Source organism: Mycobacterium sp. TH-M116 (genome assembly GCF_057473685.1).
Genome location: NZ_JBYCLC010000203.1, coordinates 1 through 14,321 on the forward strand (window position 1 = coordinate 1; position 14,321 = coordinate 14,321).

A 14,321-nucleotide genomic window follows, 5' to 3' on the forward strand; every position below is an offset into this window, starting at 1 on the left:
AAGAGGGAGGCAAGCAGCTGGGAAGAGGGAGGCAAGCAGCTAGAACGTGCTGGTGGGTCGCACCGTGTTGGCCATGTCGACCAGTGTGTAGCGGTGCCGCTGCGTCGGAGCGACCCGGGCCAGGTTGCGCAACGCGGCCTCGACGCCCAGCCGCAGCCCGTGTTCGGTGAACGGGTAGCCGAGAATGTGGTTGGTGCTGGCCTCGTTGCCGGCCAGCCAGTCCAGCGCTCCGCCCAGCACCAAAGCGCGGATCTGAAGCACGCGCGGCTCGGTGGGCGGCAGCGCTTCCACCCGCCGGGCCGCGTCGCGGATCTGCACCTCGGTGATCTCGCCCGTCGACCGGCCCGAAATCAGGGTGACCGCGCTGGTCAAGCGTGCGGTGGTGAAGTGCCGGGAGGTCGCGGGCACCTCGTCGAGAGTGCGCACCGCGCCCGCGCGGTCGCCTTTGGCCGACAGGGCGCGGGCCCACCCGAACGCGGCCGATATCACGCCGTCGTTGGTCTTCCACACCGTCTCGTAGAACCTGTGCTCGTCGGTGTTGCCGGCGAGTTCGGCGGTCGCGGCGAGGGCGATCTTCGGCGCCAGCTCGCCGGGGAAGGTGTCCAGGATCTCGGTGAAATGCTCTGTGGCAGAGTCATAGTCGCCGGTGAGGAGTTCGGCGACGGCCCGGTACCAGACTAACCGCCATTGCCGACCCACCCGCTCTGCCAGGTCGTCGAGTTTGCGGGTGGCCTTGGCGACGTCGCCCAGGTCCAGCAGCGCCCGGACCTCCATCAGCGGCAGCTCCACCGACTCGGACAGCTCGACGCCGTCGGCGCTGAGCGACCCGTGGCGGGCAGCGCGCAGCGAGTCCAACGTCTGCACGGGTTGGGACAGTACGGTCGCCTGCAGTACCGGGGCGGCGACGTCGGCCGGATTGACCAGCGGCACTTGCAGTGCGGTCACGATCTCCCGGCCGGTCAGCTTCTCCGAATGCACCTGGCCGTCCAGGTACACGTCGGTGTGCGCGACCAGCAGGTCCACCCCGAATGTCGAGCGGCTCGGGCTGAAGACCGTGGACAGTCCGGGCCGCGGCACCCCGGTGTCGCGGGCGACCACCTCGCGTAACACGCCCATCAGCTGGGCAGACATCTCCTCGGTGCCGCCGAACCGCCGCCGCGGGTCCGGGTCGGTGGCGCGGCGCAGCAACCGCCGGAACGAATCGTAAGTTTCGAGCACCGGGTCGTCGTCGGGCAGACCGTCGACGTAGCGGCCGTTGCGGGTGGGCAGGTTCAACGTGAGCGCCGCCAGCGTGCGTCCCACGGTGTAGATGTCGGTGGCGATCGTCGGCCCGGTTCGCACGATCTCCGGCGCCTGGAAGCCGGGCGTGCCGTAGAGATAGCCGAACGAATTGATCCGCGACACCGCCCCCAGGTCGATCAGCTTCAACTGCTCCTCGGTGAGCATGATGTTCTCCGGCTTGAGGTCGTTGTAGACCAAGCCGATGGAATGCAGATAGCCCAGCGCGGGCAGGATTTCCAGCAGGTAGGCGATCGCCTCGGCGACAGGCAGTTTCTGGGCCTTGCCGTCTTTGGCGCCCCGCTTGAGCGACTGCCCGCCGATGTACTCCATGACGATGTAGCCGACCGGGTCGCCGCGCCGGTCGACATGCTCGACGAAGTTGAAGATCTGCACGATCTGCGGGTGAACCACTTCGGCGAGGAACTGCCGTTCGGCCATCGCGATCGCCTGGGCCTCGGCGTCACCGGAGTGGACCAGGCCCTTGAGCACCACCGGGCGGTCGTTGACGTTGTGGTCGAAGGCCAGGTACACCCACCCCAGCCCGCCGTGGGCGATGCAGCCCTTGACCTCGTACTGGCCGGCCACGATGTCGCCGGGATTCAGCTGGGGCAGAAAAGAATACGGACTGCCACAGGCCGGGCACCAGCCCTCGGAGGAGCCCTTGCCCTCGGCGGTGGAGCGTCCGACCGGCTTGCCGCAGTTCCAGCAGAACCGCTTGGACTCGGGGACCACCGGATCGGTCATCAGGGCTTCGAGCGGATCGATGTCCCTGCCGCGGGGAATCTCGACGAGGCCGCCGCCGAGCCGCCGGACGGGCGGCAGGATTCGGGTGGCCGCGGTGCGTTCGTGGGCGTCGGATCCCAGCCCGCCCTGGGAGATGTAGGGCAGATGATCGTCGTCGTCGTCGAAGGCGGGTCGGAACAGCGCCTGAGTGGCCTGGACGCGCGCCGACCCGGTGGTGGTGAGCACGTCGGCCCGCTGGGTGCCGGGGCCGGCGTCCCCGGCACCGGAGCCCTGGCTTTCCGCCGCCCGCCCCGACGAGTTCTCGGACTTGTCGTCTGATTCGGCCATCAGTCCACGTACCTCGGCGTGGGCGGCGCGGGCGCCGGACCGAGAACCGTCAACCACTTGCGGTACAAGGTGTTCCACGTGCCGTCCCGGCGGATGCGTTCCAGCGTGCCGTTGACGAACCGGACCAGCCCGGTGTTGTCCAGGTTGATGCCGACGCCGTAGGGCTGGGTGGCCATGTTCGGTCCCGCGATGTGCAGGTAGGGGTCTTCCTCGACCAGGCCCGCCAGGATGGAGTCGTCGGTGCTGACGGCGTCGATCTGGCGTTGCTGCATTGCCACGAGGCAGTCGGCCCAGTTCACTACGGACACGATAACCGGAGGTGGGGCGATCTGCCGGATCCTGTGCAGCGACGTGGTTCCCCGTGCCACGCACACCCGCTTGCCCGACAGGTCGGACGGCTTGACGATCGGCGAGTCGCGCGGGGCAAGGATGCGCTGGGAGGCATCGAGGTAGACGGTGGAGAAGTTCACCAGCTTGCGTCGCTCGCACGTGATGGTCATCGTCTTGACGACGACGTCGACCTCCGAGCGCTGCAGCGCGGTGATGCGCTCCTCCGCCGACAGGATCCGGTACTCCACATGCGACGGGGCGCCGAAGATGTCGCGAGCGATCTCGCCCGCGATGTCGACGTCGAATCCGGTGATCTCGCCGGTGATCGGGTCGCGGAAGCTGAACAGGTTGCTGCCGATGTCCAGGCCGACGATCAGCCGGCCGCGGGCGCGGATGTCGGTCACCGCGGCGTCGGCTTCGGTCTGGTTCGGAAAGGGACGCAGGCTGGCGGTGGCGTCGCAGCCCTGCGTGGCGTTGTCACGGGGCAGCGGCGGCTCCGGGGGCAGCTGCCGCATGCCGACCGGGGTGGGTGGCGGCAGTGTCAGCATCGAGGTCGACGTCAGCGACTCCGTGTGCCCGCAGGCCGCCAGCAGCAGCGCCAGCGATGACGCCGCGAACAGGGAGCACCCCCGGCGGATGCGCCGGACCGCCCCCGCGCCGTTCATCAGCGGTACTCTTTCAGCCGCGGCCACAGGCCGAGGGCGACCGCGATGGCGGCACCCAGGCTGAGTGCCACACCGCCGAACTGCGCGCCGGACAGCCCGCTGCGGGCGTTCAGGACGTCGTTGCGCAGGCGGCTGCGGCTCTGATCCATGGCCTTGCCCAACTTGTCCTCGAGCTGATCGAAGGCGGGGGTGGCGTCGTTCTCCCCGCCGCCGAGGGCGACCTGGGTGGCGGCCCGGTAGTTGCCCACCGAGATGTAGGAGTTCATCTGGTCGTTGGCCCGCCGCCAGCGCACCAGCAGCTGGTCGGCGCCCTGCAGGTCGGGCTTGTCGACGGCATCACCGCGCGACATGTACTGCTCGAGTTGCTGGTGCATCGCGTCGATGCGGTGATAGAAGGAGTGCTTGCGGAGGTCCTCGTCGCCCCGACGGATCAGCGACAGCGTCTCGTCGGCCCGGGCCTGCTGTGCGGTGATCTCGACGTTGGTCACGGTCTTGAGCGAGTCGGCGGCAGTGTCTTTGGCGCTGCGACTGGCGGTCGTGGAGACGGTCAACGCAGTCCCGACCCACACCACCATGACCAGAATAGCGAGCCCGCCCACGATCAGCCCCGGATTGATCCGTCGCCTGGTGCGCCGGGCCAGCCAGCGGTGGGCGAACGCCCCGAAGGCCACCGTGGTGCCCACCACGAGGATCACCGGGGCCGGGATCTGCGTGGAGGCGGTGGTCTCGGCGTCCACCCGGTCCGAGGTCGCCTTGTAGAGCCGCGCGGCGTCCGGCAGGATCGTCGCCTGCATCAGCCCCGACGCCTCGGACAAATACGAGGATCCCACCGGGTTTCCTTCCCGGTTGTTGGTGCGCGCGATCTCGATGAGCCCGGTGTACACGGCCAATTCGGCGTTGATCCGGCCCAGCAGCTGCACCAACGGCTCGTCGGTCAGCCCACTCGACGCCTTGGTCACGGCGACGGTGGCGTCGGTGATCGCCTGTTCGTAGCGCTCCCGGACGGGACGCGGCTCGGCTTCGGCGATGAAGGCCGTGGCTGCGGCGGCGTCGGCCACCGACAGCGTGGTGTAGAGCCGTCCGGCGGCGTACGACAGCGGCTCGGTGTGGTTGAGGACCGTCGTCAGCACCTGCTGTCGGTGGTTGATGGTCGTCGACGTGGCGAAGGCGGTCAGCCCACCCAGACTCGCCAGGACGATGCCGATCGACAGGATCCGGCCGGGCGTCGTCGAGATGAACCACCAGCGCGGATGGGCCGGTTCGGCCGGCGACCGGGACCCCTGCGGTTCGGTCGTCGGGTGGGCCAGCTCAACGGTCACGTGTGTGCAGACCTCGTCTCTCGGCCTCGGGTATCCACGGCACCAACATCTATAAGCGAAGTCTAAGAGAATGTTCCCGATGATGTGGGAGACCGATCCAAATGCCGCGCGCCTATTCTGAAACGCGTGCACGGCGACGGCGACGGGTGGGTGATCTCCGAGAACGGCGCTCACTACTGGGGCCGGTACGGAGCGGCGGGTCTGCTGCTACGTGCACCGCGGCCCGACGGCACCCCGGCGGTGCTGCTGCAGCACCGGGCGGTGTGGAGTCATCAGGGCGGAACCTGGGGCTTGCCGGGCGGCGCCCGCGACAGCCACGAGAGCCCGGAGGAGACGGCCGTCCGCGAGGCATACGAAGAAGCCGGCCTGCGCACCGAGCGGCTCATCGTGCGGGCGACGGTCCTCACCTCGGAGGTTTCCGGGAGCGCCGGCACCCGCTGGAGCTACACCACCGTGGTCGCCGACGCAGGGGAACTGCTGCACACCGAGCCCAACAGGGAAAGCGTCGAGATGCGCTGGGTCCCCGAGGACGAGGTGGCGGGGCTGCCGCTGCATCCCGGCTTCGCCGCCAGTTGGCGGCGGCTGCGCGCCGAGCCGGCGCTGGTGCCGCTGGGCGCCGGTGACCAACGGCGCCACGGCCTGCCGCGCACGCTGCAGGTCGACGACGAGGTCTTCGTGTGGTGCATGCCCGGCCCCCCACTTCAGGCCGACCAGGCGCCGTCGCCGCTGAGCAGCCGGATCAGCTCGCTGCTGTGAGCGCCGACTTGAGCCGCTGCGCGGCCGCCCGCGGGTCCTCGGCCGCGGTGATCGCGCGCACCACCACGATGCGGCGGGCCCCGGCGGCCAGCACGTCGGGCAGCCGCTGCGCGTCGATGCCGCCGATCGCGAACCACGGCGTGGCGGTGCCGAGGCGGGCGGCGGTGCCGACCAACTCCAGGCCCGGCGCCGCGCGGCCCGGCTTGGTCGGGGTCGGCCAGCAGGGCCCGACGCAGAAATAGTCGGCGGCGCCGTCGGCGGCCGCTTCCAGCTCGGAGTCGGTGTGGGTGGACAGTCCGATCAGCGTGTCCGGCGCCACGATGTCGCGCGCCGTCTGTAGCGGCAGATCGCCCTGCCCCAGGTGCAGCACGTCGGCGCCGGCCGCGCGGGCGATGTCGGCCCGGTCGTTGACCGCGAACAGCGCGCCGTGCCGGCGGGCCGCGTCGGCGAGGATGTCGAGGGCGCCGAGCTCCTCGCGCGCCTCCAGCGGCCCGAACCGCTGTTCCCCGGCCGACCCCTTGTCGCGCAGCTGGACGATGTCGACCCCACCGGCCAGGGCGGCGTCGGCGAACTGCGCGAGGTCGCCGTGCTCGCGGCGGGCATCGGTGCACAGGTAGAGCCGCGCTGCGGCCAGGGCGGAGATGCGTGGATGCACATCGCGACGCTAGCGCGCTAGCGTGGAACCCGGGAAACACACGACGCGGGAGCCCCGGGCAGCTGCGGGGCTGAGAGTGGGCACAGCCGCAGGTGCGGGGTCTGCCCTTACCGTCACACCTGATCCGGGTAATGCCGGCGATAGGGAGGCCGATCATGTCGTCAGACCCGCGGTCGCTGGCTGTCGTCGGTGGCGGCGTCATCGGGCTCGCGGTGGCGCGCGCGGCGGCGCGGGCCGGATGGTCGGTGCGGGTGCACCGCACCGAAGACAAGGGCGCCTCCTGGGTGGCCGGCGGGATGCTCGCCCCGCACAGCGAGGGCTGGCCCGGCGAGGACCAGCTGCTGCGGCTGGGTCTGGAGTCCCTGCGGCTGTGGCGCGAGGGCGGCTTCACCGACGGCCTGCCCGCCCAGGTGATCACCGCACACGAGTCGCTGGTGGTCGCTGTGGACCAGGCCGACGTCGCCGACCTTCGCACCGTCGCGGACTGGCTGTCCGCACAGGGGCACCCGGTGGTGTGGGAGTCCGCGGCCCGTGACGTCGAACCCCTGCTGGCGCGGGGGATTCGGCACGGCTTCCGGGCGCCCACCGAGCTGGCGGTGGACAACCGGGCGGTGCTCGACGCGCTGTCGGGAGACTGCGAGCGGCTCGGGGTGCGCTGGGCGCCGCCGGTCGTCGACCTGTCCGGGGTCGACGGCGATGCGGTGGTGATCGCGAACGGTGTCGACGCGCCGGCACTGTGGCCCGGACTGCCGGTGCGCCCGGTGAAGGGCGAGGTGCTGCGTCTGCGTTGGCGAAAGGGCTGTATGCCGTTGCCGAAGAGGGTGATTCGGGCCCGTGTGCACGGGCGGCAGGTGTATCTGGTGCCGCGTCGCGACGGGGTGGTCGTCGGGGCCACCCAGTACGAACACGGCCACGACACCGCCCCTGTCGTGTCGGGGGTGCGCGACCTGCTCGACGACGCGTGCGCGGTGCTGCCGGCGCTGGGCGAATACGAGCTGGCCGAGTGCGCCGCGGGGCTGCGCCCGATGACACCCGACAACCTGCCGATCGTGCAACGTCTGGATGCACGGACCCTGGTTGCCACCGGCCATGGCCGCTCCGGCTTCCTGCTGGCGCCGTGGACCGCCGAACGGATTCTCACCGAACTCGCACCGGTCGGGGCGCAGCCATGATCGTCGTGGTCAACGAAAGAGAAGTCGAGATCGGCCAGTACACGACGGTCGCCGGGCTGCTGGAGTACCTGGGGTTGCCGGACCGGGGTGTGGCGGTGGCCCTGGAGTCGTCGGTGTTGCCGCGTTCGGACTGGGCGACAGCGCTTTTCGACGGTGCGCGGATCGAGATCGTGACGGCGGTGCAGGGTGGCTAGTCCGGAAAAGCTCACGATCGCCGACCGCCGCTTCGCCTCGCGGCTCATCATGGGCACCGGCGGCGCGGCCAACCTCGCGGTGCTCGAAGAGGCGCTGGTCGCCTCGGGTACCGAGCTGACCACCGTCGCGATCCGCCGCGTCGACGCCGAGGGCCGCACGGGGTTGCTGGACCTGCTCAACCGGCTCGGCATCACGCCACTTCCCAACACCGCGGGCTGCCGCAGCGCGGCCGAGGCCGTACTCACCGCGCAGCTGGCCCGCGAGGCGCTCGACACCAACTGGGTCAAGCTCGAGGTGATCGCCGACGAACGCACCCTGCTCCCCGACGCGCTCGAATTGGTGCGAGCCGCCGAGCAATTGGTCGACGACGGATTCGTCGTCCTGCCTTACACCAACGACGACCCGGCATTGGCGCGGCGGCTGGAGGACACCGGGTGCGCGGCGGTGATGCCGCTGGGCTCGCCGATCGGCACCGGCCTGGGCATCGGCAACCCGCACAACATCGAGATGATCGTCGCGGCGGCCGGCGTGCCGGTGGTGCTCGACGCAGGCATCGGCACGGCCAGCGACGCCGCACTGGCGATGGAATTGGGTTGCGACGCGGTGCTGTTGGCCACGGCCGTGACCCGGGCTGCCGACCCGCCGGCCATGGCCGCCGCGATGGCCGGCGCCGTCACCGCCGGATACCTGGCGCGGCGCGCCGGGCGGATCCCCAAGCGGTTCTGGGCGCAGGCTTCCAGCCCGAGCGCTTAGGTCATGGTCATGAAACGTTATGTTGCGCTGGGTAGTTCGATGGCCGCCGGTCCCGGTATCCGGCCTCGCGCCGCGGATGCGCCACGCTGGTCGGGCCGTTCGGCGCGCAACTACCCGCATCTGGTCGCCGAGCGGTTGAACCTCGATCTCGGCCGCGAGTTTGTCGATGTCACGTTCTCCGGTGCGACCACCGCGCACGTGCTGGCCGACCGCCAGCGCGGCCGGCCGCCCCAGATCGAGGCGCTGGACGGGTCGGAAACATTGGTGACCATCACGATCGGCGGCAACGATGTCGGCTACGTTCCGCTGCTCATGGCCGCCGCGCTGCCGCGACCGGCCCGGCGGCTGCCGGTGCTGGGTGGGCGCATCGCGGAGTTGCTGGACCGCGACGCCCGGGACCGCGCCCTGGGGAAGGCGTTCGATGCGTTGTGTGCGGTCGGTGCCGCCGCGCGACGACGTGCTCCGGGTGCACGCGTCTGCTTCGTCGACTACCTGACGATTCTGCCGCCCGCGGGTGCCCCGGCGCCGCCGTTCGCCGATTCGGACGCGGGCCTGGGCCGCCATGTGGCCGACGCCCTCGAACGACTCACGGCCGACGCGGCGACGGCGACCGGCTGCCGGCTCGTCGGCGCGGCCGGGGCCAGCCGGGAGCACCATGCGTGGTCGGCCGAGCCGTGGACGACCAGGCCCGGGGTACCGCTACCGGGCCGGCCGGCGCCGCTGCACCCCAATGTGGCCGGGATGCGCGCCGTTGCGGAACTCGTTGCCGCCCAAGCCTAGTCAGCCGTTGTTTCGCCACCACTCGTAGAGCGCGGGAACATCGTCGTTGGACGCCCGGATGTGGCTCAACACGTTCTTGGCGTCGATGGTCCAGATGACCTCGGCGGCGTTCTGCAAGGTCCCGCACGCGACCTGCCCTGCGTTGCTGGTGGCGGTGTTGCCCTGGTGCCACTTCGTCGGTGACTTCTCGTTCCCGCAGTTGGCCAGGGCGTCGTCTTTGATGCTGGCCTTGAACATGTTGCCCAGATCGTTGCCGTTGCTGAACAGGATGTACTTCGCCTCGGCGGGCCCGTTGGGATCGGGGCTCTGCCCGCACTGCAGCGAGGCCAGCTGGCCCGGGGCGATCGGTTGGGGAGTGCAGTCTTTGAGGTCGTACCCCTTCGACAGCGTGTTGGACAGCGTGTCGATGTCCGACTGGCTTCCGGTGTCGGGGTCGGGATCGGCGGCGGCGGGGGCGGTACCCGTGCAGACCAAGCTGCCCGCGAGCACCGTGAGCGACGCGATCCGCAGCGCATAGCTGGAATGGGACAAACTGAAACTCCTGAACTTCGAGCGTAGGGCTGTCGCCCGACTATGCCACACCCGCGCCACACCCGTGCCGAGAAACGATTGGGCCGAGGGCGGCGCCTTCGACGCTTCCGACACCAGCGCGGCGCTGCCGGTGTCCCCCACCAAGGCTTTGCTCGGGGTCGACTGCCCCGGGTGCGGCAGCCCGCGTATGGTGTACTTTCTGCTGCACGGCGATCTGCGCGCGGCGGTGACGCTGGTCCTGGTGACAGACTGGTTGGCGGTGCGCAACATACCGTTCGCCCCGTTGTGCGCACTGCATGTCTGATCCAGGTCTAACCTGGGGAGCGATGGTGAACACATCCAAGCCGCCGGCCGCGATGTTCGCAGTCGTGCTCACCGCGCTGCTGACCGGCTGCTTCCACGGCTCCACCAATAACCAGCAGGCGATCGCAAACGCCGACGCGGTGAAGTTCGCGACGACCCTGCATCGCAAGGTCACGACGGACGCGATGATGGCGCACCTGTCGAAATTGCAAGACATCGCCAATGCCAACAACGGCACCCGGGCCGTCGGTACGCCCGGGTACGAGGCCAGCGTCGACTACGTCGTCGAGACGTTGCGGGGCAAAGGTTTCGACGTCCAGACGCCCGAGTTCTCGGCGCGCGTCTTCCACGCCGAGAAGCCGGTGGTGACGGTCGGCGGTACCGGCGTGGAGGCGCACGCGCTGGAGTTCAGTCTCGGCACATCGCCGGACGGTGTCAGCGGCCCGCTGGTGCCCGTTCCGCCCGGAGAAGCAGCGGGGTGCAAGGCCGCCGACTACGGCCGGTTGCCGGTGCGCGGGGCGGTGGTGCTCGTCGACCGGGGCACGTGTCCCTTCGCGCAGAAGGAGGGTGCCGCCGCCCAGGTCGGCGCCGTCGCGATGATCGTCTCCGACAACGTCGACGAGCAGCAGATGGGCGGCACGCTCGGGGCGGACACCGACGTCAAGATCCCGGTGGTCAGTGTCACCAAGTCGACTGGCGTGCAACTGCGGGCCCATCCGGGGCCGACCACGATCAAGCTGGCCGCCGGCAGTCAGAAATTCAAGGCCCGCAACGTGATCGCCCAGACCAAGACGGGATCGCCCACCGACGTTGTGATGGCGGGCGCGCACCTGGACAGCGTGGCTGCCGGGCCCGGGATCAACGACAACGGTTCGGGGGTGGCTGCCGTTCTGGAAACCGCGCTGCAGCTGGGCAATTCACCGCCGGTGCACAACGCGGTGCGGTTCGGATTCTGGGGTGCCGAGGAACTCGGGCTCATCGGCTCCCGCAACTACGTCGAGTCCCTGGACGTCAAGGCAATCAAGGATATTGCGCTGTACCTTAACTTCGACATGCTGGCGTCGCCCAATCCGGGGTACTTCACCTACGACGGGGACCAGTCGCTGCCGGCCGATTCCCGTGGCCGGCCGGTGGTGCCCGAGGGCTCAGCCGGTATCGAACGCACTCTGGCCGCCTACCTGGACAAAGCCGGCAAGACCGCGCAGGACACGTCGTTCGACGGGCGCTCGGATTATGACGCGTTCACGCTGGCCGGTATCCCCGCGGGAGGGTTGTTCTCCGGGGCCGAGAACAAGAAATCCGCGGAGCAGGCCAAGTTGTGGGGCGGCACGGCCGAGGAGCCGTTCGACCCCAACTATCACGAGAAGACCGACACCCTCGAGCACATCGACCGCACTGCGCTGGGAATCAACGGCGGAGGCGTGGCCTACGCGGTCGGCCTGTACGCTCAGGACATCAACGGCCGCAATGGTGTTCCGAGGATGGCGGACCGGACCCGACACCTGCTGGGCAAGTCCTGATCCACTCGGGCGGTTTCGGCCTTTGCTGCTGACCGGGCTGCCCGCGCGGCGCTCGGCGCCGCGCTCGGGCCCCCCGGCCGCGGCCCCCGCGTCGGCTACGTGGTGAAAGCGCGGGCGTGCCGGTCGGGGGATGACCGCCGGAGTTGGGTGGCGGAAAACCGAGCGGCCCGATCGCTATGTCAGACCCCTCTGGTTTACTCGATCCTATGTTCGAACAGCAGGCGGGTCCGGCGGGGTTGGTCGATCGGATTACCGCTTCCGCGCGGACGGAGAACAGGGCGGCCGCGGCGGGTTTGCTGGCCATCGGGGAGTTGTTTGGGTATCGGCTGGCTCAGGGTGAGGAGACCGAGGACTGGGCGATTGACACGATTGCGGCGGTGGCCGCCGAGGTGGGGGCGGCGTTGCGGATCGGCCAGGGTTTGGCCGCCGGCCGGGTGCACTATGCGCGGGCGATGCGCGAGCGGCTGCCGCGGGTGGGGGCGGTCTTTGCGGCCGGCGATATCGATTTCCGGTTGTTCGCCACCATCGTCTACCGCACCGACCTGATCACCGACGCCGACATCCTGGCGGCCGTGGATGGGCAGTTGGCGGTGGCGGTGGCGCGCTGGCCGTCGATGAGCCGAAGCCGGGTGGCCGGGGCCGTCGACAGGATCGTGGCGCGGGTCGACGCCGATGCGGTGCGGCGTCGCCGTGAGGAACGGCCCGGGCGCGAGGTGGAGTTCGACGAGGGGGTCGGTGGGCTCTCGCAGTTGCGCGGCTACGTGCTGACCCCGGATGCCCACGCCCTCGATCAACGGCTGGACAAGCTGGCGGACACGGTGTGTGCCGAGGACCCGCGCTCGCGGGCCGAGCGGCGCGCGGATGCGTTGGGGGCGTTGGCCGGCGGGGCGGACCGGCTGGGGTGTCGCTGCGGGCGTGCTGATTGCCCGGCCGGGGGCCGGGCGGGGGCGCCCGCGGTAGTGATCCACGTGCTGGCCGAACAGCCCACTCTGCACGGTGACGGCGCTCCGGGTTCGCAGGTGTGCGCCGACGGGTTGATCAGCCCGGACCTGGTGGCCGAACTGGCGGCGACGGCCAAACTCGTGCCGCTGGTTCATCCCGGGGACGCCGCCCCAGAGCCGGGGTATGTGCCGTCGATGGCGTTGGCCGATTTCGTACGCTGCCGGGATCTGACGTGTCGCTGGCCCGGCTGTGAGCGTCCGTCCTTTGACTGCGAGCTCGACCACACCATCCCGTACGCCCAGGGCGGGCCCACCCATGCGGCAAACCTCAAGTGCTACTGCAAAACCCATCATTTGGTCAAAACTTTTCTGGGCTGGACCGAAAAGCAGCTGCCCGACGGCACCCTGATCCTGACCTCCCCCTCCGGGCACACCTATGTCACCACTCCGGGCAGCGCGCTGCTGTTCCCGAGCTTGGCCCGCGCGGTCGGGGGCTGCCCGGCCCCCGAAATCGACATCCCGGCACAGGACTACTGCGCCTCGCGTACCGCGATGATGCCCAGACGCCGGCGCACCCGCAGCCAAGACCGCGCCTACCGCGTGGCGGCCGAACGCCGAAAAAACCGCGAGGCCCGCGTGGCCGGAAAATCCGAAAGCCACTTCGGGCCTGCACCGCCCGCATACGACGACGACCCGCCGCCGTTCTGACTCGCCTCGCGATTCAGCCGATATCGCCGAGCCGGGGAATCAACTCCTCACCGAGGCGGCGGATGAAACCGACCGGGTCCGGGTTGCCGGGCAGCGGGCCCGCGTTGACCATCCCGATGCCGAGCGCGGCGTAGCGTTCGACCGTCCGCAGGTACTCGTCGGGGGCGGCGAACGGATCGGCCGGAACGCCGACCGTCTTGCGGATCTCGGCGGGGTCCCTGCCGACCGCGTCGCAGTGCCGGTACAGGACGTCGACCTTGTGCTGCAACTCGCCGGGATCGCTGGTCGTGCTGTTCCAGACGTCGGCGTACTGCGCGACCAGGCGCAGCGTCTTGCGCTCGCCGTCGCCGCCGATCAGGACGGGGGGCCGGCGAATCGGCTGCGGCGCGCAGATGGTCTCCGCCAGCCGGTAGTGCCTGCCGTCGTAGGGCCCGTTGTCGTCGCTCCACATCTGGGCGCAGATCTGCAGCGTCTCCTCCAGCATCTCGAAGCGTGCGCTCAGCGGCGGGTACGGAATGCCGAGGGCGGTGTGCTCGCGGTCGTACCACGCCGCGCCCAGCCCCAGCAGCGACCGGCCGCCGGACAGCACGTCCAGGGTGGTGACCGCCTTGGCCAGCAGGCCGGGATAGCGGTAGGTGACACCGGTGACCAGCAGCCCCAGCTCGATCGTCGACGTCCGGCCGGCCAGAAAGCCCAGCGAGGTGTATCCCTCCAGGAACGGGTCCTCGGCGCGCCCGACGTTCTCCATCTGGAACAGATGGTCGGCCAGGGTGAACAGCGTCGCCCCGCCTTGCTCGGCGGCGGTGGCCGCGCCGGCCAGCGTCGGGCCCAGGTCCGAGGCGTCGCCCGGCAGAAAATCGATGAAATGCACTCCTAGTTCCATTGCCGCTAAACCCCTTTCATGATTCGGTCAGGCGCTCCAGCAGCGACAGCGCGTCGACGATGACGCGGCGTTCGCGTTCGGTGTAGAGCTCCTGCATGGTGCGCGCCAGCCATTCCTCCCGGGCCTGGCGGTTACTGGCGGCGCGCTCGTGGCCGGCCTCGGTGAGCGCGATGACCTGGCGCCGGCCATCGTCGGGATCCGGAGTCCGCTCGACGAGCCCGCGCCGGTCCAGGGCCGCCACGATGGCTGCCATCGACTGGGGCCGTACCCGTTCGGCGCCGGCCAACACGCCGGCTGACGACGGTCCCTCCTTCCACAGCCTGATCAGCACCGCCGTCTGGGACGGCGTCAGGTCGCCGTCGACCGCGACCTCGCGCAACCTGCGGCGCAGCCGGCCGACCACCACCCGCAGGTCGCGGGCTGCCGCCGCGGCGGACTCGCCGACACCGTCCATGCCG

At 70.1% G+C, this 14,321-nt stretch carries 15 protein-coding genes; 8 read left to right on the plus strand and 7 right to left on the minus strand.

The annotated features are described in order from the left end of the window. Window positions 1–39: 39 nt before the first annotated feature. From AC2VOK_RS10245 to glnX, 3 genes are read right to left on the minus strand one after another with little or no spacing between them, the layout of a single operon-like run. The gene (locus AC2VOK_RS10245; protein WP_428900369.1) at window positions 40–2,352 is read right to left on the minus strand and encodes a serine/threonine-protein kinase PknG; all 2,313 of its coding nucleotides are present in this window, start codon (window positions 2,350–2,352) and stop codon (window positions 40–42) included. Beyond that, entirely contained in the window at window positions 2,352–3,347 is a 996-nt protein-coding gene (locus AC2VOK_RS10250; RefSeq protein WP_421531589.1) for a glutamate ABC transporter substrate-binding protein, read from the minus strand. Before AC2VOK_RS10250 ends, AC2VOK_RS10245 begins: the two co-directional genes overlap by 1 nt. Beyond that, entirely contained in the window at window positions 3,347–4,666 is a 1,320-nt protein-coding gene (gene glnX, locus AC2VOK_RS10255; RefSeq protein WP_428900370.1) for a protein kinase G-activating protein GlnX, read from the minus strand. The genes AC2VOK_RS10250 and glnX overlap by 1 nt, the downstream gene beginning before the upstream one ends. 126 nt (window positions 4,667–4,792) lie before the next feature. On the opposite strand from glnX, the gene AC2VOK_RS10260 reads away from it, so the two are divergent. Beyond that, on the plus strand, window positions 4,793–5,422 hold the full coding sequence (locus AC2VOK_RS10260) for an NUDIX hydrolase (protein ID WP_428900371.1): 630 nt from the start codon (window positions 4,793–4,795) through the stop codon (window positions 5,420–5,422). Here AC2VOK_RS10260 and thiE read toward each other — a convergent pair. Further along, window positions 5,406–6,065 (minus strand): thiamine phosphate synthase, encoded by a 660-nt coding sequence (gene thiE, locus AC2VOK_RS10265; protein WP_428900381.1) that lies wholly within the window; start codon window positions 6,063–6,065, stop codon window positions 5,406–5,408. The genes AC2VOK_RS10260 and thiE overlap by 17 nt on opposite strands. 167 nt (window positions 6,066–6,232) lie before the next feature. Between thiE and thiO the strand changes: the two genes are divergently transcribed. The 4 genes from thiO to AC2VOK_RS10285 are packed head-to-tail and all read left to right on the plus strand — an operon-like array spanning window position 6,233 to window position 8,977. Next, window positions 6,233–7,249 (plus strand): glycine oxidase ThiO, encoded by a 1,017-nt coding sequence (thiO, locus tag AC2VOK_RS10270; protein WP_428900372.1) that lies wholly within the window; start codon window positions 6,233–6,235, stop codon window positions 7,247–7,249. Continuing rightward, on the plus strand, window positions 7,246–7,443 hold the full coding sequence (gene thiS / locus AC2VOK_RS10275) for a sulfur carrier protein ThiS (RefSeq protein ID WP_428900373.1): 198 nt from the start codon (window positions 7,246–7,248) through the stop codon (window positions 7,441–7,443). Before thiO ends, thiS begins: the two co-directional genes overlap by 4 nt. Continuing rightward, window positions 7,436–8,197, plus strand: a complete 762-nt coding sequence (gene thiG / locus AC2VOK_RS10280) for a thiazole synthase (RefSeq protein ID WP_428900374.1) — start codon at window positions 7,436–7,438, stop codon at window positions 8,195–8,197. Before thiS ends, thiG begins: the two co-directional genes overlap by 8 nt. A 9-nt stretch (window positions 8,198–8,206) precedes the next feature. Then, window positions 8,207–8,977: an SGNH/GDSL hydrolase family protein gene (locus AC2VOK_RS10285; protein ID WP_428900375.1), complete on the plus strand. Its 771-nt coding sequence runs from the start codon at window positions 8,207–8,209 to the stop codon at window positions 8,975–8,977. Here AC2VOK_RS10285 and AC2VOK_RS10290 read toward each other — a convergent pair whose 3' ends face one another. Continuing rightward, entirely contained in the window at window positions 8,978–9,508 is a 531-nt protein-coding gene (locus tag AC2VOK_RS10290) for a serine/threonine protein kinase (RefSeq protein WP_428900376.1), read from the minus strand. It lies immediately after the preceding gene. Window positions 9,509–9,572: 64 nt separating this feature from the next. On the opposite strand from AC2VOK_RS10290, the gene AC2VOK_RS10295 reads away from it, so the two are divergent. The 3 genes from AC2VOK_RS10295 (at window position 9,573) to AC2VOK_RS10305 (ending at window position 12,980) form a co-directional block, all read left to right on the plus strand. Then, window positions 9,573–9,812, plus strand: a complete 240-nt coding sequence (locus tag AC2VOK_RS10295; RefSeq protein ID WP_428900377.1) for a DUF2752 domain-containing protein — start codon at window positions 9,573–9,575, stop codon at window positions 9,810–9,812. Window positions 9,813–9,834: 22 nt separating this feature from the next. After that, complete coding sequence (locus AC2VOK_RS10300) at window positions 9,835–11,331, plus strand: M28 family metallopeptidase (protein WP_428900378.1); 1,497 nt, start codon at window positions 9,835–9,837, stop codon at window positions 11,329–11,331. 206 nt (window positions 11,332–11,537) lie between these two features. After that, a complete protein-coding gene (locus tag AC2VOK_RS10305; protein ID WP_428900379.1) occupies window positions 11,538–12,980 on the plus strand; it encodes an HNH endonuclease signature motif containing protein in 1,443 nt (480 codons plus the stop codon). 13 nt (window positions 12,981–12,993) lie between these two features. Here the strand turns inward: AC2VOK_RS10305 and AC2VOK_RS10310 are convergent, their stop codons facing one another. Both AC2VOK_RS10310 and AC2VOK_RS10315 read right to left on the minus strand, forming a co-directional pair. Further along, window positions 12,994–13,863, minus strand: coding sequence for an LLM class F420-dependent oxidoreductase (locus AC2VOK_RS10310; protein ID WP_428900380.1), 870 nt, complete (start codon window positions 13,861–13,863; stop codon window positions 12,994–12,996). Window positions 13,864–13,879: 16 nt separating this feature from the next. Next, window positions 13,880–14,317: a MarR family winged helix-turn-helix transcriptional regulator gene (locus AC2VOK_RS10315; protein WP_428900382.1), complete on the minus strand. Its 438-nt coding sequence runs from the start codon at window positions 14,315–14,317 to the stop codon at window positions 13,880–13,882. Window positions 14,318–14,321 lie beyond the last annotated feature (4 nt).